Consider the following 22,504-nt stretch of genomic DNA (forward strand, 5'->3'; position numbering starts at 1 on the left):
GAATAAGCACATTATAGGATGCATCTCAATGAGAAAAATTATTGTCACTGATTTAACAAGATTTTCTAATGAAGATATTGTGTGTATTGCGGGTATAGATATTGATACAGGAGAATGTATACGACCACTACCTTATTTGCCTATTTCCGAATGCAAAAGATTAAATATTTTGCCTGGCGCGGTTCTTTCGGGAAAATTTAATACATGTCCAACTATAGAACTGCCACATAGTGAAGACATGAATTATGAGAATTTGACTTTTCTCGGGCCGTGTTCAGATAGTGAATTCAAAGAGATATTATCAGCCTCAATTTCTCAAAATATTGAGCAAGGTTTTAATGTGTCTTTGCAAAATAATCAGAAACATATTCCTCCAGAATCGAAACCTACAAAATCCATAATTACTATTTCGGTAAATCCGAATCAAATTGAAGTTGTTCAAGATGGATTTGACAAAACAAAAATAAAAATTCATTTCACTGATAGTAATTTGAAAAGTTATCGTTTTTTAGCGATTACTGATTATGGCTTTTATCACTATGCAAAAAATCATTATCAAACAACGAATAACTACAACGAAATTAACTCAGTGATTAAAAATCAAGATGAAGTTTTTCTTAGGATTGGCTTAGGACGGTTACACATAAGTCAACAAGGAATAAAAGGTTATTGGCTTCAAGTAAACGGTATCTACACCTTTCCAGATTACTTTAAAAATGTTAGAGCATATTTTTAATATGCAAACATTTACCATAGGATTTACCCAAAAATCAGCCGAACAATTTTTTTCTTTAATCAGAAAAAACGAAGTTAAGCGTATTGTTGATACACGCTTAAATACTACGTCGCAATTGGCGGGTTTTGCAAAGAAAAATGATCTTACATATTTCCTAAAAGAATTATGCCAAGCCGATTATATTCATCTACTTGACCTAGCCCCAACTAAGCCAATGCTAGATGCCTATAAAAATAAAGCCATTACTTGGGAAAGTTATGCCGATAAATTTACAAATTTAATGGCACAACGCAACATAGAACGTATTATTGATAAGTCTTTGCTTGATAAAGGCTGTTTGTTATGTAGTGAACATTTGCCGCATCAATGCCACAGACGGTTGGTTGCTGAATATCTGAGTCAGCATTGGGATGAAAACATTAAAATTGTCCATCTATCATGAGCATTCAAGAAACCCCAACTGTTTTTATTGCTTATCCGCATGATTTTTCTTGCTACCAAAAGTTTGAAAGAAAAATCACTAAGATTCTTGCGAACCTTAAAAGCTTTTCTTTAGCTTACCCAGAAGATTACTTAGGGTTTATTGAAAAAAAATTAGGCTCTGATGATCGCGTTAAAAATGCAATAACTTTGCTTGACGATCAACAAATTTCTGAAGTTGTTAATTACGCAATTATCTTTAATGATAACGAAAGTTTTTCAAACATTATTACCAAGCTTTCTAGTCATAATGTTCCGACTCGATTGATAGATACCAAAACTACAAAAGTGGTAAACGTTGATAAAAAAGAAAAATATGACGTTTACATCGGGAGAGGATCTGATTGGGGCAATCCTTATGTGATTGGAAAAGATGGTGACAGAGATGAGGTCATTAGAAAATATAAATACGATTTTGAGCGGGGCTTTTTAAAAGGTGACAAACAAAAGCTTTTGTTATTAAAAGGCAAAGTTCTAGGATGTCACTGTAAGCCTGCTGCTTGTCATGGCGATATTCTTGTGGAGTATTTAAATTCAATTGATGATGGGAAGTAAATGCTGTCATTTTCCAAGTAACCCTGTTTATTTATTAATAAAACATCCTTCAGATAACAAATTCTTAAAAGTTCGATAGGCTTTTAACTTATTCTTTTAAATTTTTACATTAAACAAACATGTCCGAAATCCAACAAGACGAACAAGAACAAATCCGCCAACGCCGTAGCAAACTCAACGAGTTGCGCGAACACAGCATTGCTTTCCCTACCGACTTCCGCCGTGATGTCATCGCGGGCGAAGTTTTAGCCGAATACGCTGGCAAAACCAAAGAAGATCTGGAAGCCGAGCCGCTACGGGTGAAAATCGCCGGGCGGATGATGACCCGCCGCGTGATGGGTAAGGCGAGTTTTTGCCATATCCAAGATATGTCCGGCAAAATCCAGTTGTATGTCAGCCGTGATTCGCTGCCAGAAGGCGTGTACAACGAGCAATTCAAAAAATGGGATATTGGCGATATTTTGGGTGCGGAAGGCGTGTTGTTCAAAACCCAAACTGACGAGCTGAGTATTAAAGTTGATAGCATCCGTTTGTTGACCAAAGCCTTGCGCCCGTTGCCAGAAAAATTCCACGGGATTGCCGATCAAGAAATCAAATATCGCCAACGGTATTTGGATTTGATTATGAGCGAAGAATCGCGCAACACCTTCTTCATCCGCTCGAAAATCGTCGCTTACATCCGCCAATTTTTGACGGATCGCCAGTTCTTGGAAGTGGAAACACCGATGATGCAAGTCATCCCAGGCGGCGCAACTGCACGCCCATTCACCACGCACCACAACGCGTTGGATATGGACATGTATTTGCGTATTGCACCGGAATTGTATTTGAAACGCTTGGTGGTCGGCGGTTTTGAGCGCGTATTTGAAATCAACCGCAACTTCCGCAACGAAGGCTTATCGACCCGCCATAATCCTGAATTCACCATGCTTGAGTTTTACCAAGCCTATGCGGAATATCATGAATTGATGGATTTGACCGAAGCCATGTTACGCGGCATTGCTGAAGAAGTGGTCGGGCAAACCGTCATCAATTATCAGGGCGAAGAATATGATTTCGGCAAACCGTTTGTTCGCATGACGGTGGTCGAATCTATTTTACATTTCAATCCTGATTTGACCGCCGGCGATTTGGCGACCCGTGAAGCGGCAGTAAAAGTCGCTGAGAACCTACGCATTCCAGTCAAAGAAGGCTACGGTTTGGGTAAAGTGCAGATTGAAATCTTTGAAAAAACTGTCGAAAGCCGTTTGATGCAACCGACGTTTATTACTGCTTATCCGGTCGAAGTTTCACCGCTGGCACGCCGTAACGACAATGATCCACATGTTACCGACCGCTTCGAGTTTTTCGTCGGCGGGCGCGAAATCGCCAACGGTTTCACCGAGTTGAATGATGCCGAAGACCAAGCGGAACGTTTCCAAAAACAAGTCGATGAAAAAGACGCAGGCGATTTAGAAGCCATGCACTTTGATGCCGATTACATCACGGCTTTGGAACACGGAATGCCGCCAACGGCAGGTGAGGGCATTGGTATCGACCGTTTGGTGATGCTGTTTACCGATTCGCCATCGATACGTGATGTGTTGTTGTTCCCGCATATGCGGCCTAAGGCGTAAATTTGGGAAGCTTTCCGCGTTAGCTAAAAACCTTGTCTGGCAAAAATTATCTTTATTTCATCGTAATTTCATTATAAAGATTTTTAATAAGCAATTGTTGGAACAAGGTTTTTTCTTAATTTGCCCGTGGCGCTACGGGCTTGGCTAACGCGGAGGTTTATATGCACGACGAACTCAAAACCAGAACCCTGACCCAATTTTATATTGGCTTAGGGTTGTTTGTTCTCTCCGGCGGCACGGTGATGTTGGTGACCGATCCGTTTCTAATGGCAGATATTGCTTTGGTGATGCTCAGCGTTTACTTGATGTTTACTGGCTTGGTGCGGCACAAGGCGCATGGCTGATCTGACCATTTAAAAAACCTGTCGGCTATACCGGCAGGTTTTTAGCGGATGACCTTAATATATTCCCCTTTCGCCTCGCGGCTTGCCCCCACGACTAGCCGTTGCAAACCGGTGGCGGTTTTTTCCAACATACCGCACACTTCGACGAGTTCTCCCGTATAAGCTTGTCCCGTGTAGGTGGCGGTAAAACTGATAATGGTGGGTATGCTGGGGTGGTCGGTGATAAAACGTGCCGGATAATCAAAGCTATAGCGGTCATTAAGCACGCGGCATTGCAAGGTGGTTGCCCCCAATTTTTGGCATTCGCCGGTTTCATTTTCCGCTTCGTTGAGCAAGCTTAGATCAAACTTCCGTCCGTTGACCAAGCCTTTGTTGTGTTTGCGGCGTTCATGCCAAAGGTAGTCGTCGAAACTTATTTCAGCGGCGCGGCGTTGGTAGGATTCTTGCCAATCGGCAGCGCTCAGGTCGGCTAGTTGATGTTGGTCGATGAGATCACGCACCCATTGGCGGCAATGCTGGAAGCTGTCGCGGTCATAACAGACAAGATCAATATCCGAGCTTGGATTTTGTACGCCCACCAGCAGGGATCCCGTCACGCCCAAGCTTTCTAAATTAACACCGCCGTTTTGCAGCAAGTGTGCCAGCTGTTGGAAATCAGCTTCCACTGCATCGCTTGGCGTGGCTTTTAGCAAGCTTTGTAAGCGTTGCTTTGGTTGGTGGTGTTGGCTAATGTTGCCGATAGCGACGGCATGCATCGGCGCGGCGAGACGCTTTGAATAATGCAGGTATTCAGGGTGATGGTTTTGCAGATAGGCGTTGGCGGCATCGGTCGGGTATTTTTTCCAGCCGCTGGCTTCACGCACATAGCGTAAAAAACACAATACTTTGGCGTTTTCCAATTCCTGCGCAACCACCGCAAAAAGCAGGCCGTCGGCGGTTTCTATAAAGTCTTTCGGGTAAAATGGCGGGGTTTGCATCGGCATAAAACTAAGCTTGACAACAGGTTGCTGTATTATGCCATCGAAGACCTGATGGGTCTGTTTCCTGACTACTTTTATTCGCCCCACCCATGCCCAAATTGTCCCGATATTTCTCCCGCGCCATCTGGCTAAAAATCCATCTGTATCTTGCCTTGGTTGGCGGTTTTTTCTTTGCCCTGATTGGCCTCAGCGGCAGCCTGAATGTTTATCGTGCGGAATTGGATAGTTTTTTCAATCCGCAACTCACCATCGAACAGCCGCAGGCCCGTTACCAGTCGTTAGACACTATTTTGGCAGCCATAAAAGCCGCGCACCCCCAGCGCCTGGGCAGTTGGACGCTGGAAATGCCGCAAACGCCGGAAGCGATGCTCACCGCCTGGTACGAAAAGCCGCAAGAAACTTATTTTGATTATTACGCACCGCTGATGGTTTCGGTCAATCCTTACACCGCCGAAGTGGTCGATAGCCGCTTTTGGGGGCAAACGGCGATGACTTGGCTGATGGATTTGCACACCCAATTGCATTGTGATGCTTTCGGTTGGCAAAGCGTCGGCGTGTTAGGCGCTTTACTGATGGTTTCCGTCCTGACAGGCTTAACTTTATGGTGGCCTGCCGGTGGCCTGCGGCACGCTTTCGCGTTTAGGTACAACCAAGGCTGGATGCGTTTGTTGATGGACTTGCATCGCTGGTTGGGTTTGGCCAGTTCAGCCGCTTTGTTGGTGTTGGCCTTTACCGGTCTGCAACTGAGCTACCCGCAATTGCTCGAAGCCATCACCGGCGCTGACGATATGGGGCATGGCAATAATGGCAAACCGGTGCTGAGCAAAGCCCAGCCGACCAACCGTCCGGTGCGCTTGGAGGCGGCAGAATTCGTCGCCCGTGGCGCATTTCCGAAAGCGACGCTCAGGCGTGTTACCACGCCGGTTGGCGATAGCGGCACCTATCGCATCAACCTGCGCCAAGCGGGCGAAGTCAACCACAAGCACCCGTTTACGATGGTGTGGATAGACCGCTGGAGCGGACAAATTAAAGCCGTGCGCGATCCCCAAAAATTTAACGCGGGCGAACAGCTGATGACCTGGATGTGGCCTTTGCACACCGGCGAAGCTTTGGGTGCGGCGGGTCGGTTTGCTTGGTTTTTGGCGGGTTTATGTCCGGCGTATTTTTATGTCAGTGGATTATTGCATTGGCTGCATAAACGTGGGGTTGTCCGCGACAGGCCGGTGCGTTGGGAACTGCTGCGCTTGGCGGCTATACACGCTTGGCAAGCCGGGCAACGGGGCTGGGTTTGGGCTTTGCCACTGGTCAAGTCTGCATTAAAACAGTTATTGGTTTGGCTTGAAAAGTTGAAAGCTAAGTATCTGGATAAATTTGATAAAAAGGTTTAAATAGCTTTTTGGATTTATGTGTACTAGCTCAGATATGGTCTGACAGTTACGTTCAATTTCCTACTTGATGTAAGAAATCAGCAACTATGGGCGCACATACTTTTCCACCTTGACCTGTATTTGAAGCAAGTGTGTGCGTCACCATACACGCAAAACTGAGTCTTTTTCCTTTTGCTAAAGGCTCACGCCAACCAATAAACCAAGCCGTGTTATGTTCCAACAAGCCGTTTAATTGCCCGCCAGTTTGGGCCGTACCGGTTTTGCCATAAATCCGGCATCGGTCGGGATGATTAGCAAAGGCAATCTGTGCGGTTCCTTTTTGAACGACAGCAGCCATGCCTTGGTGAATAAGCCCGAAATCAGCATCTAATCTGTTGGTGATTATCGGCTTAACAGAATCATGATCCCATTGTTTAATTAAATTGGGATGAAACCCATTGCCCGTGGCTGCCAAAGTTGCAATTTGCACCATCGTCAATGGTGTCACTTGGATACTTTGGCCTATCGAAGTTTGCAGCAAGTCTCTAATGGCAAGAGAACCGGGGGTATTTGAAAACAGCGGGATATTGTTCTGTGAAGATGAAAAAATACTGGCGGTTTCCCATAATTGTTTCTGGTTTGGGTTAAATTTGTTATTTGCCGGCAACAGACTTATGCTTTTATCAAGGCTAAAGCGGCTCATAAAATCCGTCAAAAATAAATTTGCCTTACCATTAGGGTCAGACAGGTCGTGATTTTCCGCCGCTTCACCATCCATAAGCTTGGCCAATTGGGCAAACCATACATTTGAAGAATCCCTAATCGCTTCGGCAACACCTAAACGGTTTTTTATCTCGCCACTGGTACTACAAGCGGCAGCAGTTAGTGGTTTATCATAGAACTGTGCCATCGTTTCGGGGCTAGTGCCGCAACAATTGCTAATTGGTTTGACGGTATCGGGATCGACCAAGCGCCTATCAAAATAAGCTTGGCGATAAATTGGCATACTTGTGGCAGACTTTGCCAAGCCTGTCAGCTGGCTAAACTCATCGCGACCTAAACCATTAAAATAATTTTCTAAGCGCTTCCCTTCCGGTGTGTTTTTGGTTTTGTTTATTTGTTCAGCGGCAGCTAACGCCATAAAAATTTTAAAACTGGAACCGGGCGCTTGATTATTATCGCCACCTTTCCAGCCACGGTTTAAAAAAGGATCAAGTTGTTCGTAATGTTTGTAAAAAGCCGCCTTATCCCAGGTTTTTTCTGCCCAGGCGACATTTTCAGGCGGCTGGGGGAAAGACGAAGCCGCTAAAATATCCCCGGTATCCGCATCCAAAACCAGCAATGCCCCGCGCCTGACATATTGGTAAGGATCGTCTTTCATAGAGGTGTGGACATTTTTTAAACCTGCGCTTAATGCTTTATTGGCAATATCTTGCAGATGGCTGTCTAGGGTCAAGGTTAAACGGTAGCCTTCTTTAAAGCGGCTTTCTGCTAATAGATAACTTAGGCGTTTGTAGTCGTTTTTATCAACGCCCACCAAACCGAGCAAGCCTAGTTTTTCGGCGATTGGAGCAGCTACCCCAAATTCATTAGTCAATTGCGCGCCATCGGCAGTTTCAATACTAAAGCGCGAGTCTTGTTCTTCTTGTAAGGGTTTGCTTAAGGTTTTTTTAAATTGATAGGCAAAATGTTCTTTGGAAATAGCTTGGCAGTTCTCTTCACAGTGATAGGAAATAGCGACATCACTGACTTGATCGGCAGCTTTATTCGATTTAGTGGGGTTCGGTACCGCGTCAAGAACCAGTTCGATATTCGCATTCGCCGATAATTTGCTTATCCTAATTTCCCCCGCTGATGCGGAAGCAAGATTACAGTTACTATCAACCATTGAAATTAAACCGCTGCTTGGACATAAAGGCTGGGCCAAGGCCTTGCAATTGCTCACCGTCTGGCCGGATACTGACAACTGGCAGTCCAATAAACGCCCGACATATTGGCTATGCAAACTTGTTCCGGCAGCAATCCCCCGTTGATAACGGTTTGCCTTACCGTCGTGCGCCACTATCCAATCATTAAATTCCGTCCTTAGTGCGCCAAACGCATACGGCCTGCCGTTGTAAACCGCTTGTTTTTGGTGGACATAACTAAAGCCATCCGGTACTGAGCCACCTGCAGCAAGCTTTAAACCGTAGGTGTTTAAAATGTCCCAATTGGCATTTTCGCTATCACGTAATGCGCTAAACCCGCGCGATCCGTTCCATTGTGCGATTTGTTGCCTGACAACTTCACCGGCTTTACTGCCATATAATTGCTTTAAGATCGAGGCATCCTGATCGGTAAGCGGAACACCTTGGGCTATTTGCGCCAAATCGTAATCTTTGGGTTTTAACAGCAAACGTTTCTGTGCGTCCACTTCCATCAATGGGCTTTTTTGCAAATCCTCAAACAATTTTTGGTCTTCGGTGACAAGGCTTATGGCCGCTACACTGTTTTCCTTATGTAAATGGTAAATACGCCAAGCCGCCATCGCCCAAAAAGACAGCAACAAAAACAGTACAACAGAGAGTTTTACACTTTTAAAATGGCGAGATTTAAGTGCCGACAAAGTGGGTAAAAGCAAGCGTTGCCGGAAGCTTTCGGCAACTGATCTGGAATATTGGTAAGCCTGCTCGGTTTTGCCATCAATCGCGTTATAACCGCCAATAGCACCTTCCCTAGCGCACATCACCAAAGTGGCATTGTCCGAACTACCGGCCTCAATAGCTGCGTTGACCAGCTTTTCCAATGCGGCGGCGTTAGATAATGGAGTTGTTATTTCTGGATGCCACAGGCAATCTTGACCCATAGACCATAAACCGTCACTGGCAAACAACAGCACGTCGTCATCTTCCAATTGCAGCAAAAACACATCCCGGTGTTCGGTTTTAACCTTGTCCCAATTGTGCTGCCAAGATTGGCCATCCTCCTTAATATCCAAACGCAGATTAGGATTATATTCATAAGGCCGCGAGCCGTCAGCAGCACGGACAATTCCATGCGAGCCAAAACCCATCGCCTGAGTCAAGCTGGCATTGCTGACCGAGCGGGCATTAAAATATTGCTCATCCGATAAATCACCATCCCGCCAGGCGAACTCACAATAAACATGGTCGTGGCTAAGCTGATGCAGACGGCCTTCACGCAATAAATAAGCCCGGCTATCGCCGACATTGGCGATCACGCACAGGCCCGTCACACAATCAATATCGGCGACCACCAAGGTGCTGCCAGGGCGGTTTCTGCCGCTACCGCTTAACTGTTTCGATAACTGACTATGTAAGGCTTTAACCACATTGGCAAGCCTTCCCACTTGTCCAGTGGCCGCTATTTTAATCAGCTCGGTCACCAGTAACTCCGCCGCTTCGCGGCCATTCTGATGGCCGCCCATACCGTCGGCAACGGCGATACGGATTTTCTGGTTGTCCCATTGCGGCACAGGCAGCTGCTCAATTTGCTGATCTTTTAAATATTCCGCCAAGGCATGGCCATCTGGGCTTTGGATCAGCAAATAATTGTCTTCATTCCCATCCCTAAGACCTTTTGCGCTGTAAGCAAAAGCGCGGAAGTTTTTAGCAGTTCGCCGTTTAAACATCTTCAAAATCCTGCGTTTGGGGGGTTACAAGCAAAAGCGCAGCAAAAAACTGCCCAATAACAGATATTCATCAGCCATAACCACACCTTCACTGACTTGGGTTTTGCTTTGCAAGGTTGCTTTTAGATGGCGTTCCGAATCCAACACATAGACGGGCTGTTTGTTTGGCTGTACCGTCAACAGCAAACGTCCATCTTGCAACAGTAAACTTAAATGGTTACGCGACAACGACAAATTGCTTAACACGCTGCTGGCATTTTCAGCCGTCGCCCATTCCATACCTAAAGGATCATTCAATAACGTTAAATTTATTTCGGGTACCGACTCCGCGCTTTCACGGCCTAACGTATAAAGCCCCTGTTCCTGCAATACAAAGCTAATCGGGTTAAGCAGTTTGACCATGTAATGATAATCCTTAACCGGCGAAGCCAAGACAGCAACGGACTGCATGCCTAAAGGTAAGGGCATGGCCGGATTGATGGCAGCAAAATCTTGCTTGGGTAATTTAAAATACGCCACCGCTTCATCGGCGTTGGCTGATAATGCCGCACATAGGCTACGATCACGCGTATCGTAACCGTCGACAATATTGCCATCCTCATCAAACCAAACCAGCCACCTTTTTAAGCCTTTAATGCGTCTGCTGCCATCAATACGCGGTAAGGCCAAACTTTCTAAAACCAACAACGGCCCACAGTTGGGGATCAGGGTATTTGGGGAAATAAGTTGATTTTCGGGGATAAGGGTTGTGTAACTTCCAAGCTTGTCAACATCGGGAATAACGGCTCTGCCCCACGCCCGATGATGGCTAACAGAAGCGCTTTTGGCATCCATAATGGGCGGCGGATCAAAATCAGTAGCGTTATCGGTAACGTGGGTAAGGGCTTGTAACCGCAACTGCAAGCGCGGCACCTCGCCATGGTGAGCGATCACCGAAGCATCGCTAAACTCAAACAGCCATTCCTTCTCATTAACCGCCGACGTTACGATAGTGACCGAACCACCACTCGCTACATAAGCCAGCCACCCCCCATTGCTGCGGTGTAACTGCACATGGCTGCAAGTGTCCGCAAACCACTGCGAATAAGCCATATTAGCAAGTAAATGTTCGCTAGGTTTTATCACAAAAATATTATCCTGCTTTGCATACACGCAATTATCAGCCTGCATTTTATTGACAGCATAAGACACTTGCGGACTAAAAGGATACTGCCCACCTTGCCCGTCAAGCAAAACCGCTGTCAACAAGCATTCTGGTTGCTCGTTGGCATCGGCCACATAAATGACCGTACCAAACTGAAAGGCCAGCTCATTGGCTAGCAGCTTATTTGAAGGCAACACAGCATAACGGGCGGGGCGTTTATCCAGCAACCGGCCTTTACAAAGCTCATTATGTAATACGGTCAAATTGTTAGTTAGTGCGTTTAAAGCCCCGGTGTTTTGTTTTTGCTCCCTTTCGATTACCGCCTGCGGCAACCACACCAAGACATCGCTAAAACTAAACTGTTGCGGGCGGCTTCGCTTTAGTTGGTCATTAAAACCGTAGCGCGAAGCCGTATTGTTTTCCAAAGCCTCGCGCAAACGGTAATTATTGTTTTTGGTATGCTTTTCGCAAATCTCAGGGTAAGCCACCCAATTTTTTTGCCACAAGGCTTCGGCATTCGTATGGCTGCCGTTTACTTGGCTTAAGACGAGGGTATGGCAACTGTTGTCAAACTGGCTAATAACGGCCGATTTGGCTGGCGGGTTTTTGGTGCTGTTGAACATAGGGCTTCCTAGGCAAAAAGTAGGGTACGCTTTGCGTACCGTCCGCGAGTGTTAGTTGTTTAGATCCCCAAAGAGGGTGCGTACAGCGTATTTGCTGGGTTAAAATATCAGAGTTTTCGATAGTCTACTCACTCTAATACCTATTTTCCTTAACAAAACTATTTAGCGTTCCTAATCCTTACGAAGCAAGGAGGCTAGCTCATGGATACCCGCCACCACGCTTGCTTTATCCGTAAATAAAGCAATTCTGGGCATTAGCAGGCAGACTGGAGAGACGGAAGCCGACATTGTTGTTGCGGTTGTCAGGTGTGTTCCTATTGCGGTTCGCCGAGCGCAACCTCCTCGGTTTGTTGTTCCACGAACCGCCGCGCAACACGCGCAGCGTCTTGGCAAGCCCCCCGTTGAAAAAGCGTACCTGAAAAGATTTTTTTGCGCAAACCCAAGGTGTTGGCGTGACGGGCATGGCCAATCCAGCTTTGCACATTGGGGTTAAAATCGTCCCAATCCATTCTATAACGAGCATAGGCCTTAGCATAATGGCGCAATTTTCGGGCAAAGCGGTGGCCATTATCATTGCGTAATAAGCGTTTATCAGGGTAAACGCGATAACCCAAGACATCCACGCCCAATCGGGTCGGCATAATTTGCGCTTTATCGGCATGTAATATCAGGCGGTCTGTTGCCAGTTGTGCCTGTATTTGCTTTTTCAGGTCATGGAGTTCGGCTTTGCTGTCAGCCAAAACGATAAAATCATCGACATAGCGCAGATACGCTTTAACGCGCAATTGTTGCTTTATAAAATGGTCAAAGCCATCCAAATAAAGATTGGCCAAAAACTGGCTGGTCAAATTACCGATGGGCAAGCCCACCCGCCTTTCAAAAGGTGTCATTAAATCGTCACCGGCAAACCAAACCGGTGGCTTATCGGTAACTGGTGATGTATCAATAATTGTGGCAAACAAATTTAACAACTGCGGGTCTTTGAGGTGGTGCTGTAGCTTTTGTTTTAAAAGCTGATGGTCAATGGAAGCAAAATATTTGCTGATGTCCATTTTTAGCGCGTAAGGATAGCGTTTTGCCCATCCTTGATAACGGTCAACCGCCTTATGAACGCCCTTATTTTTTCGGCAAGCATAGCTGTCATCAATAAAACGCGGGTCTATCAAAGGTTCTACGACCTTTAACAAAGCGTGGTGGACAACACGGTCACGAAAAGGCGCGGCGGCAATGGCGCGGGGCTTGCGCTCGTAGAGGGTAAATAGCCGATAGACACCGGGCTGGTAGTTACCGTCCATCAGCTGCTGTTGCAAGGCCAACAGTTCGGTTTCTAAATTTAACGAGAATTGGGCAACGGCATTTTTTTGTTGTTTTCCGCGTCGGGCTAAGCGGTAAGCTTGGTATAAGTTTTCAAAACTCACCACCTGCGGCCAAAGATTGCTTAATCGTTTAGGCATGCGTTTAACCAACCGCCAATTTGTCTGCCCATATTGTTCATCAATTGACTGCCATGTTCGTAAGATTTCGTGGAAATGATTTGCAATTCATGGGCTAAGCGCCACAAGTGCCGGTTAACTTCAAGCTGGCGGTTGGCTAGGCGTAAGGCGGCGTGTTTTTGTTTGCTGTAAGCGGCTTCTACCAGATGGCCCAACACCGAGAGCAGCCCGGTTTCAATCTGCGAACCCAAGGTAAAACGGCGGGCGCGGGGAAATTTGTCTAGCTGCGGAATCATCCACAGCAACAACTCGTGGCAAGCTTGGACAGCCTGTGGCGTTTGTGGTGGTGTTGAAGGCTTGTGTGTGCTCATTCCTCATTCCTAAAAAATCGCGGTTAGGGGGCTATCGCCCCCTAAGACCCCCATCGTGCCCTCTTGGGCATCCGTTTTTCTGCTACGCAACAGTGCCTCGGCACGCCAAAAAGGGTAAAAGCGCAAAGGGTAAAGGTTTACATCCTGGAGAGACGGAAGCCGACATCGATGCCGCGGGTGCCAGGTGTGCTCCTATCGCGGACCGCCGAGCGCAACCTCCACGGATGGCTGCTCCACGAACCGCCGCGCAACACGCGCAGCGTCTTGGCATCATTATTGCTTATGCATTTGCTTTCGCTGCCGTCATAATCCGCCACATAGGCCGAACACGTCCATTCCCATACGTTGCCGGCCATGTCGTACAGGCCCCACGGGTTGGCCGGATAGCCACCCACCGCGCTGGTGCCTCCTAGGTACAAGCCTGTCTTCGCCCCGCAGCTGTTGTAGTCATAGTGGCCATGATAATTGGCTTGCTGGGTGCTGATGCAGGCACCTGTGTAAAACGGCGTGGCCGTCCCCGCCCGCGCCGCATATTCCCATTCCGCTTCCGTCGGCAGGCGGTAATTTTTATGGGTTTGCTGGTTTAGCCACGCAATGTACGCTTGCGCGTCGTTCCAGCTGACGCAGGCCACCGGGTGGTCGTCGTTTTGCGCAAAGCCCAAGTTGCGCCAGTGGCGTTGTTTGTCCTTTTTCCATTCCGTCCCTGTCCAGAAATGGCAGCCGTCACCCGCTTCCGCCTCGGTCCGGTAGCCCGTCGCGCTGACAAAGGCCGCAAATTGGCCTTTGCTCACTTCGTGTTTGCCTAGGTAAAAATCAGCTACACACGCTTGGTGTTGTTTTTCATCGTTTTCCCTGTCTTTTTCGGATGCCGGGCTGCCCATTTGGAAACAACCGCCTGTAATGGCGACCATGTCCATTTTATAAGGGTCCGGCTTTGCTGGTGTAGGCCATACGATTACTTCCGAGCCATCTGTAGATAAGTCGCCTGCATCTGTGTGTGTTTTAACGAAGACAGCAGCCGCAATAAAAAAGCTAACTAACACGAGCCATAGCCATAATTTACTGGGGTTATCTGGCTTTTGTGGTCGGTGTTTTTTTAGCTCCGCTTCTAAGCCTAAACGTTTGACCGCCTCTTCAGCCGCTTCTTGTTGCTGACATAACTGGCAGTTTTGCAAATAGCTTTGATAACCGGCCAAGGTGTCCAGGCGGCGGGCTTGTTGCCACAACGCCAAATCCGTGGCGCGTAATTGCGCGTCTTCATGGTCGGGGATAATGGTTTCGCCCGTGTGTAAAAACGCGGCCAAACGCTTTTTTAACGCTGCGGCATCTTGGGGGCGGCCTTCTTTGGCCAACGACAAGCAACTTTCGATGGTGGCTTTTAAGTTGGGGTCAAGGTCTTTCAAGGCAAAAACCAACGGCGCCCCTAACCTGCGGGTTTCTACCGTGGGCGGCGGTGTGCCATTCAAGCAGTGGAACAGCACCGCGCCTAATGAGTACAAATCGGTGCGGGCGTCGATGCGGGTTTCGGGGTTGTTGGCGGCCTGTTCGGGGGCGAGGTAGTCGGGTGTGCCGACGCCGATGACCGAGGATTTGATGTGCGATTCGCGCACGCCCTCACGCGCCAAACCGAAGTCCATCAGCACCGGATCATCCAGCTTTTGCGGCCCGCCGCGCAGGAAGATGTTTTTTAGGCTGATGTCACGGTGGTAAATCTGCCGCTGGTGCAGTTTTTCCAAGGTGTCGAGCAAGGGTTTTAGCCACGGTTTAATTTGCGCGGGCGACAGTTTTTGCTGGGGCAACCAGGCATCAAACAAGGAACAGCCGTCCAGATATTCCATAACCAAGTAGGCCGAGCCATTTTGTTCGACCAGGTCGGCATAACGGACAATGCCGGCAATGGAGGGGTGCTTCTGGCAGGTTTCCAACAGCCGCGCCTCGTCAATAAAGCGTTTGTAGCAGGTGGCAAACCACTGGGCTTTGCTTTCGCCACTTTTTTGGATGACTTGGCTGCCGGAACGCGAACGCGAGGCCAGTTGTTCGGGGAAATATTCCTTGACAGCAAACAAGGTGTCCTCACCGGCCTTTTTGGCGATGTAAACAATGGCAAAACCGCCTGAACCCAACATCCGCCCCAGTGTGTATTGCCCGCCAATCTCAGTGAACAAGGCCAGGTGTTGGGCTTCTTCAACATAGCGGTCGCGGTCAAAACCGCAGGCTTGGCAAAGCGCTTGACGGCTGGGCTTGAAGCAGTGCGGGCAGTGGCTGGTGGCGATGTAGGTCATGGATATGTGTCTGTTTGCTAAATAGTGTTGTTTAATTCCTGCCTGATTTACTGTAGTTCTGCCACGTCACCTATGTGTTCAGAACCTACATTTTGCCAAATGCCTTTTAAGCTTTGCTTGTTTTCTTGAGCAGCCGCAACCAGTGTATTGCAAATACTGGTCAATTTGCGCTAGCTGCTGTTCTGATAACAGTAACAAGTGTTGACTGATTTCTAGATGTTTAAATGCGCTTGAGTTCATTTTGATTTTTATAAAAAGAAGCCAATACGCCAAGGTTAGCATCTTGATTATGGCGGTAGGATTGTAGCATTCATGTTACAAAACACCACATCGTGTCAACTGTAAATTAGACTAAGTCTTAGATAATCGCACTATAATCTATAACGTTTTGATTTAAAGGGCTCTGGCGGGGGTCAAGTTAGCGTAGATGGGAATTTGTTCGCACACAGGCCTTTGCTCAGGTGAATAAATTTGCACCTACAAAAAGATAGTGCGATTGCCTTGGGCTTGTCCGCTAACCGCAGTAGCTATATACTTAGGCTATATACCACTCGACTTAAGGAAAAAACCATGCTGCTAGGCTCAGTCTTTATCAACAATAAAACCCAAGCGGTGCGCTTGCCGGTTGAAGCGCGTTTTGACGAACAGATCAAGAAGGTCTCCATCCGCACCGTCGGTAAAGAACGCATTTTGTGTCCGGTTGACAATACTTGGGATAGCTTCTTTTTGGGCGGCGACAACGTGAGCGATGATTTTCTTTGCGAACGGGCAGCACAAACTGAAGCGGGAAGGGAAGATTTTTAATGCTGAAATACCTGCTGGACACCAATATTGTCATCTATGTGATAAAACGCCGTCCGCTTGAAGTGCTGGCGATTTTTAACCAGCATGTCGGGCAAATGGCCATTTCCAGCATCACCTTGGCAGAATTGCTGCACGGTGTGGAAAAAAGCAGCCGCCCTGAGCATAACTTGCGGCAGGTCGAAAATTTTATTTCGCGTTTGGATGTGCTGGCCTACACCGCTAAAGCAGCCGCCCATTACGGCGATATTCGGGCCCATTTGGAAAAGCAGGGGCAAACCATTGGTGTCAACGATTTGCATATTGCCGGTCATGCACGCAGCGAAGCTTTGGTGTTGGTGACTAACAATATTAAGGAATTTGCGCGGGTCGAAGCGTTGCGGGTTGAGAATTGGTTGTGAAAATGTAGGGTACAGCGTACCCTACCCAAATCGCGGTTAGGGGGCTACCGCCCCCTAAGACCCCCATCGTGCCCTCTTGGGCATCCGTTTTTCTGCTACGCAACAGTGCCTCGGCACGCCAAAAAGGGTAAAAGCGCAAAGGGTAAAGGTTTACATCCTGGAGAGACGGAAGCCGACATCGTTGAAGCGGATGCCAGCGGTGTACCCATCGCGGTTCGCCGAGCGCAACCACCTCGGTCCGCTGTCCCACGAACCGCCGCGCAACACGCGCAGCGTCTTGGCATCATTATTGCTTATGCATTTGCTTTCGCTGCCGTCATAATCCGCCACATAGGCCGAACACGTCCATTCCCATACGTTGCCGGCCATGTCGTACAGGCCCCACGGGTTGGCCGGATAGCCACCCACCGCGCTGGTGCCTCCTAGGTACAAGCCTGTCTTCGCCCCGCAGCTGTTGTAGTCATAGTGGCCATGATAATTGGCTTGCTGGGTGCTGATGCAGGCACCTGTGTAAAACGGCGTGGCCGTCCCCGCCCGCGCCGCATATTCCCATTCCGCTTCCGTCGGCAGGCGGTAATTTTTATGGGTTTGCTGGTTTAGCCACGCAATGTACGCTTGCGCGTCGTTCCAGCTGACGCAGGCCACCGGGTGGTCGTCGTTTTGCGCAAAGCCCAAGTTGCGCCAGTGGCGTTGTTTGTCCTTTTTCCATTCCGTCCCTGTCCAGAAATGGCAGCCGTCACCCGCTTCCGCCTCGGTCCGGTAGCCCGTCGCGCTGACAAAGGCCGCAAATTGGCCTTTGCTCACTTCGTGTTTGCCTAGGTAAAAATCAGCTACACACGCTTGGTGTTGTTTTTCATCGTTTTCCCTGTCTTTTTCGGATGCCGGGCTGCCCATTTGGAAACAACCGCCTGTAATGGCGACCATGTCGGGTTCAAGAAGATTGGTCAGGGCAATCGCAGATACCTTTTCTGCTTCGCGTTGGCGTTCCTCTGCTTCTGCCGCCAATCTTTCTGCCTCCAGTGTTCTCAGTCTATCTGCTTCGGCTTGGTTTTTTTTCTGCTGTTCAGCTTTGGCCTGTGCAGCCGCTTCGGCGCGACGTTGCTTAGCAGCAGTTTTTGCCGCTGCATCTTGTTTTCTTTTGGCTTCCGCTGCTTGGGCTGCGAGTCGGTCTTGTGCGGCTTTGGCCTCTTGTGCTTCTTTCTGTGCAGCCGCTGCTTGGGCGCGGCGTTGCTCGGCGGCGGCCTTCGCCGCTGCGTCTTGTTTGTCTTGTGCTTTGCGTCGGTCTCGCTCGGCTTTGGCCTCTTTGGCTGCCTCCTGCTCTTCTTTCTGTAAAGCCTCCGCCTCCATTTCCGCAATAGTTTTGGCGTAGCTAGCAGGTTGATGCATTAGAGACGTTACCAGCAACAACACTATTGCGGATAGCCAAACATTGTTAGTGGCATTTTTTGGCTTTTGCATAAAATTCCTTGGCTTCTTGGTTGTTGCCTTTGGCCGCTTGTTGATACCAACGGCACCCTAGAGTTAGGTCTTTTCCTACGCCGACACCATTGTAATAACTAAAACCAAGCAAGCGCATCGCTTCGGCGTTGCCGGTGTCTGCCAATGTCGTCAAACGGGCAACTGCCGTTGGCCATTGGCTGTGGTCTTCGCCTTCCAATAGGGTTTTGGCTTGTTGGAGTTGGGTTTCTGGGCTGGGTTGGGGCGGGTCAAGTTTGGAAATGTAAACTAGCCCCACCGCCAAACCTACCAGTATAAGGAATAACCCAAAAGCATAGATGTAACGTTTAGAATTGGGAATGGGGTCGTGTAAACGGAGTTGTTGCTGTTTGCTATTCTGTTTAACCTTAACCGCCATTTCTGCTTGAAAATCCACTTGTGGTTTTGCTTTTGCAGTGTTGGGTTGTGCTGGGTTGATCGGTATAGCTAACATGGACTGGCTGGCACTTGTTGGGACGAGGGTTTCATCTTGGATTTTCTCTAGTCTATCTATTTGCCAAAGCAAAGGGTAAAGGTTTTTCAGCATCGCCACCTGCTCAGGTCGTTTGCTTCTATCCAATTGCAGGCAATGTTCAGCCAGCTTTGCCAATTCAGCACCTAAGCCAGCGTTGTTGTCATAGTGGTTTAGCGGTGCGCCATTTTTCAGCCGTAGGTCGGCATCGGGTGGCGGGTTGCCATGCAAGGCTGCGTAGATCACACCGCCAATGGCGTAAAAGTCGGTTTTGCCATCAATCCGGCTGTCGGCGGCATGTCTGAGCTGTTCGGGTGCCCTAAAACCTGTTGTGCCGCCACCTATGGCGCTGGATTTTTGTTCGTTGTCGCGGATGCCTTCGCGTGCCAAGCCAAAATCCATCAGGATGGGGTGGCTATGCTCGGTCAGGAAGATGTTGTTGGGGCTGATGTCACGGTGGAAGAGTTGCCGGTTATGCAGTTGTACTAAGGTTTCTAGCAGCGGTTTTAGCCAGGCGATAATCCATTCGGCCGTTTTAGGGGTCTTCAGGTAAGCCTGTAAATTGTTGCCTTGCAAGCGTTCCATGACCAAATACGTGGTGTTGTGCTGTTTAATCAGGTCGGCAAAACGCACCACGCCGCTAATCGGGGGATAATCTTGGCAGCGGCGCAAGTGTTCGGCTTCTTGCTGAAAACGTTTTTGCCAGAGCTGCAAACGCTCGCTTTCACTGCGTTTAGGCTGCACGGTGCAGTTGTCCAAGCCTCGGTTAGCCAAAGTTTCTGGGTAGTATTCCTTAACAGCAAAGCTTAAGCCGTCTTGTTCGCGCAGGGCGGCATAGACAATGGCAAAGCCGCCTTCGCCCAGCATTCTCCCTAAGATATAGCTAGTGTCACCTTTTTCGCTTTTTTTTAATTGAGTAAACAACGGCAGGTGATGGGTGGCGGCCTCGTTGCTAAGGTAGGCGGCGCGGTCAAATCCACAGGCGGCACAAACGGCTGGTCGGCTGGGCTGAAAACAATCTGGGCAGTGGCTGTCGATGTGGTAATTCATACGCTGGCGTTTCGCTATGGCTGCGGGTTTTGCTCTTTAAGCCAAGCAAAACAAAAACACATTAATAAACAAGGGACGACAAACAGGATTAAGTTGCTGCCGCCAATCGACAGCATCGACATAGGTTGACCCATGACCGGTAATAAGCCTAGCACATTGCTCCAGGAAATTAGCCAATGCGCCAACAGCAAGCCAGCAAAACCAAAACAAAACAGGCTGCCGCTGTAGCCCAATTGTCTTGTCAAAGTATTGTCGTGCTGTTTGTCCCGCAACAAATGATTGCTGAGCCGTATGAGTTGCCAGATAAAGGTCAGTTGCAACGCTAATAGTAGCATTCCGGCACAGTAACCAAAATGCTCAATTAAGAAGGTGGCGATAAAATCGTCTTGGACGGCGGGCAGTTGCATGATTTGGCTGCTGTTGAGGCCAAACCAGCTTTTGCCCCAGGCTTGGCTGTCGGCAATCAAGGTCATCGAACCCAGCACCTGGCTGCCGCTGTGCGGGTATTGGGAGGGGTTTGCCCACACCAGAAAACGGTCGGCGTTCATTAAGAAGCTGGGCAATAGGCCGTTAAGTTTGGCGTTGGCTAAGATATAAACGGGTAGGCTGAGGACAAACACAAGCCCGGCCAATACCCACCAGCCGGTTTTGTTTAAAGAGCCGTCCACCGGATGCGGCAAAATCCTTACCGTAAACAGCAAGAGGTAAACCGCTATTAAGACAATCGGCGAGAAGTCGTGCACTAAGGCCAGCATGATTAAGGTTAAGGCCACCAGTAGTGCGAAACCTAAGAACAAGTACAGGGTTTGTTTGATGCGCCAAGTGATTTTGCCGCTTTCTTGATAGGCTGCCAAATAGCGTTTTTCATAGTATTGGGCGGCAAGCCTTGTGCTGATAAAAATAATGATGAATTTACTGAATTCAACGGGCTGAAAAAAGCCCATGCCCGCTTCTGATCCGCTAACGGCTTGGATGAACAAGCAAACAAAATAAACCGCCAAGGTCAGTATGATTAATACATCTGCGTAAAAAGCAAGAGGCTTAACGTAGCGGGATGCGTTTTTTTGGGTAGACGAATGGTTGATAGGCTGTTGTATTTTGAACAGGATATTGAGCGTGTAAGTGATCCAGGCCATTGGCATTAGCGTTAAAACTAGTAATAGTAGCTCAGACACGAGTGTCATTTTAAGAAAGGTCAGGCTTAATCCTAAAAAACGCAAATTAAGCCCGCCGATGGCAAGTTGTAGCAAAACCAAATTGCCGATCAATAACAATAGCAGGCTTAACAACCAAAGTACGCCGCTGTCTGTGCGTAAACGCCCGCGGAATGCTAAAACCGCCGTTGTCATCAAACTTAGTAAACACAATCCGAGGTTTAAGCCTTGCGCGTCTACCCCAAAGATGCTGGCTTTGGTCATTTGCGGTTGTGGGCTGTTGTTTGTTTGCTGGGCATGGTTTTTTAGGTGTTGTTGCCATTCATCGGGCAGCCAAACATCGCCGGAAGCTTGGCTTAGCCTTAATGTGTTTTGGTTGCTAAGGTTGACTGGGTAAGTTGTCCGGCCAATGATGAGTTTGTCGATATTGGTTTGGTTGTCCACGATAAACGGCAGATAGAGTTGGTCAAAGCCTTGATGCTCTGCTGCGTTTTGATGTTTGACGCGAACGGCGTTTTGCGAATCGGTTCCGGGTGCCAGCCAATAGTTGTTGTTTAGCCAGTAAACCTTGGCAATGGCGGGTTCAAACAGCGGGCTGTTGTCTTTAACTAAGCTCCAGCGTCTTAGGCAGGTTACGCTGCCGCCTATATCGAAAAGATGGTTTTCGGCTTTTTGCCAATGTTGTGACATAGCAGCAACCCATTGTCTGGCAGAGGCAAACCATTTTTTATCTTCAGGGCAAAGTTTGCCGTTTGGTGTTGTGGTGGTGCCTAGCTGGTCAATTTGAATATTACCATCCACACCACCTTGCCAAAGCAGTTGCTGTTGGCTGTCTTGGTGTTGCAGGCGCAGTTGATCGTCTGCGGCTAATACGTTGATGGTTTGGTCGTTTATTTTGATGCTGTCGCCGGTTTTCAATTGGAAGCGCTTTAAATATCGGGAGTGAAAGCCGCCACCCGGTGCATCAACTTTTTTGCTTTGCGCGATGTTGGCAATTTGCCAGCCTTGTTGGTTATCAATAAGCAAGCGTATGTGCTGTTCTTCCGCTGATCGTGAACCTTTTTTTTGCGCCAACTCATTGCGCCCAATTGTTAAAGGCAAGTCGTTTTTGTTGATTTCCAAATAGTCAAGTCGGATGGTATTGGGTGCGCTTTTAAAGAGCTTGTAGCTATAAACGCAATAGCTGATGATTAGCAAAACCGACAGGACAAAATAAGCTAGGGTGGCAGGACGTGCTTTAAGATCGAGGCTAGACATGGCTTTAAGTAGGGTCTGAGGATTTTGGCGTTTTAATAGTTTCCCCTATTTGAATGGGCATAAACAAGTAATTAAAAGCTAATTTATCTGCTTTCGGGTAATTTTACTGGGGTTAGTTTGATTTTGACGGTCTGTAAAAATGAAAACCGGTTCAAGTGGTGGGGCGATTTAAAGGTTCGGTAGTGGCTAATTATTAGATGATCTGCCGGGTTCTGCGGCATAAGGCCGTCCTTCCTCCATTAAATTATTGAAAAGACTGATTGTCAAAACCTTTTTGGCTGGAATACTTTGCTTGATTGCATTAGGTTTCCAATCTGCTAAGTGGGTTTCT

At 48.1% G+C, this 22,504-nt stretch carries 17 protein-coding genes and 1 pseudogene; 8 read left to right on the forward strand and 10 right to left on the reverse strand.

What is annotated here, in order from left to right; genetic code table 11:
• Window positions 1-28 precede the first annotated feature (28 nt).
• The 5 genes from ACYQ1O_RS13580 to ACYQ1O_RS13600 all read left to right on the forward strand — a co-directional run bounded on the left by ACYQ1O_RS13580 (window position 29) and on the right by ACYQ1O_RS13600 (window position 3,731).
• Entirely contained in the window at window positions 29-736 is a 708-nt protein-coding gene (locus ACYQ1O_RS13580) for a dual OB domain-containing protein (protein WP_459992431.1), read from the forward strand.
• A 1-nt stretch (window position 737) separates the two neighbouring features.
• Window positions 738-1,178, forward strand: a complete 441-nt coding sequence (locus ACYQ1O_RS13585) for a DUF488 domain-containing protein (protein ID WP_459992433.1) — start codon at window positions 738-740, stop codon at window positions 1,176-1,178.
• Complete coding sequence (locus ACYQ1O_RS13590) at window positions 1,175-1,771, forward strand: DUF4326 domain-containing protein (RefSeq protein WP_459992435.1); 597 nt, start codon at window positions 1,175-1,177, stop codon at window positions 1,769-1,771. Before ACYQ1O_RS13585 ends, ACYQ1O_RS13590 begins: the two co-directional genes overlap by 4 nt.
• Window positions 1,772-1,890: 119 nt before the next feature.
• A complete protein-coding gene (gene lysS, locus ACYQ1O_RS13595; protein ID WP_459992436.1) occupies window positions 1,891-3,387 on the forward strand; it encodes a lysine--tRNA ligase in 1,497 nt (498 codons plus the stop codon).
• 161 nt (window positions 3,388-3,548) lie between these two features.
• Window positions 3,549-3,731 carry a hypothetical protein gene (locus tag ACYQ1O_RS13600; RefSeq protein ID WP_459992438.1) on the forward strand — a complete coding sequence of 61 codons (183 nt, stop codon included), beginning with the start codon at window positions 3,549-3,551 and terminating at the stop codon, window positions 3,729-3,731.
• A 41-nt stretch (window positions 3,732-3,772) separates the two neighbouring features.
• On the opposite strand, the gene ACYQ1O_RS13605 is transcribed toward ACYQ1O_RS13600, so the two are convergent.
• The gene (locus ACYQ1O_RS13605; protein WP_459992439.1) at window positions 3,773-4,714 is read right to left on the reverse strand and encodes a hypothetical protein; all 942 of its coding nucleotides are present in this window, start codon (window positions 4,712-4,714) and stop codon (window positions 3,773-3,775) included.
• A gap of 86 nt (window positions 4,715-4,800) precedes the next feature.
• On the opposite strand from ACYQ1O_RS13605, the gene ACYQ1O_RS13610 reads away from it, so the two are divergent.
• Window positions 4,801-6,099, forward strand: a complete 1,299-nt coding sequence (locus tag ACYQ1O_RS13610; protein ID WP_459992441.1) for a PepSY-associated TM helix domain-containing protein — start codon at window positions 4,801-4,803, stop codon at window positions 6,097-6,099.
• Window positions 6,100-6,151: 52 nt separating this feature from the next.
• On the opposite strand, the gene ACYQ1O_RS13615 is transcribed toward ACYQ1O_RS13610, so the two are convergent.
• From ACYQ1O_RS13615 to ACYQ1O_RS13640, 6 genes and pseudogenes are all read right to left on the reverse strand, one after another.
• Complete coding sequence (locus tag ACYQ1O_RS13615; RefSeq protein WP_459992442.1) at window positions 6,152-9,709, reverse strand: penicillin-binding transpeptidase domain-containing protein; 3,558 nt, start codon at window positions 9,707-9,709, stop codon at window positions 6,152-6,154.
• A gap of 24 nt (window positions 9,710-9,733) precedes the next feature.
• A complete protein-coding gene (locus ACYQ1O_RS13620; protein WP_459992444.1) occupies window positions 9,734-11,476 on the reverse strand; it encodes a hypothetical protein in 1,743 nt (580 codons plus the stop codon).
• A gap of 226 nt (window positions 11,477-11,702) precedes the next feature.
• Window positions 11,703-12,137, reverse strand: a complete 435-nt coding sequence (locus tag ACYQ1O_RS16900) for an SUMF1/EgtB/PvdO family nonheme iron enzyme (protein ID WP_488199435.1) — start codon at window positions 12,135-12,137, stop codon at window positions 11,703-11,705.
• A pseudogene (locus tag ACYQ1O_RS13630) lies at window positions 12,091-12,930 on the reverse strand (reverse transcriptase domain-containing protein); the annotation flags it as partial. The gene ACYQ1O_RS16900 and the pseudogene ACYQ1O_RS13630, both read right to left, overlap by 47 nt.
• On the reverse strand, window positions 12,915-13,280 hold the full coding sequence (gene avd / locus ACYQ1O_RS13635) for a diversity-generating retroelement protein Avd (protein ID WP_459992449.1): 366 nt from the start codon (window positions 13,278-13,280) through the stop codon (window positions 12,915-12,917). The pseudogene ACYQ1O_RS13630 and the gene avd, both read right to left, overlap by 16 nt.
• A 137-nt stretch (window positions 13,281-13,417) precedes the next feature.
• On the reverse strand, window positions 13,418-15,562 hold the full coding sequence (locus ACYQ1O_RS13640; protein WP_459992452.1) for an SUMF1/EgtB/PvdO family nonheme iron enzyme: 2,145 nt from the start codon (window positions 15,560-15,562) through the stop codon (window positions 13,418-13,420).
• 471 nt (window positions 15,563-16,033) lie between these two features.
• Here ACYQ1O_RS13640 and vapB point away from each other — a divergent pair, with 471 nt between their 5' ends.
• Window positions 16,034-16,366 (forward strand): type II toxin-antitoxin system VapB family antitoxin, encoded by a 333-nt coding sequence (gene vapB / locus ACYQ1O_RS13645; protein ID WP_459992454.1) that lies wholly within the window; start codon window positions 16,034-16,036, stop codon window positions 16,364-16,366.
• A complete protein-coding gene (gene vapC / locus ACYQ1O_RS13650) occupies window positions 16,366-16,764 on the forward strand; it encodes a type II toxin-antitoxin system tRNA(fMet)-specific endonuclease VapC (protein ID WP_459992455.1) in 399 nt (132 codons plus the stop codon). Before vapB ends, vapC begins: the two co-directional genes overlap by 1 nt.
• Window positions 16,765-16,914: 150 nt before the next feature.
• Here the strand turns inward: vapC and ACYQ1O_RS13655 are convergent, their stop codons facing one another.
• From ACYQ1O_RS13655 to ACYQ1O_RS13665, 3 genes are read right to left on the reverse strand one after another with little or no spacing between them, the layout of a single operon-like run.
• Window positions 16,915-18,222 (reverse strand): formylglycine-generating enzyme family protein, encoded by a 1,308-nt coding sequence (locus ACYQ1O_RS13655; protein WP_459992456.1) that lies wholly within the window; start codon window positions 18,220-18,222, stop codon window positions 16,915-16,917.
• The gene (locus ACYQ1O_RS13660; RefSeq protein WP_459992458.1) at window positions 18,197-19,762 is read right to left on the reverse strand and encodes a serine/threonine protein kinase; all 1,566 of its coding nucleotides are present in this window, start codon (window positions 19,760-19,762) and stop codon (window positions 18,197-18,199) included. Before ACYQ1O_RS13660 ends, ACYQ1O_RS13655 begins: the two co-directional genes overlap by 26 nt.
• Before the next feature lie 14 nt (window positions 19,763-19,776).
• Window positions 19,777-22,173, reverse strand: coding sequence for an FtsW/RodA/SpoVE family cell cycle protein (locus tag ACYQ1O_RS13665; protein WP_459992459.1), 2,397 nt, complete (start codon window positions 22,171-22,173; stop codon window positions 19,777-19,779).
• Between the last annotated feature and the right edge of the window lie 331 nt (window positions 22,174-22,504).

The organism is Methylosoma difficile, assembly GCF_054657615.1.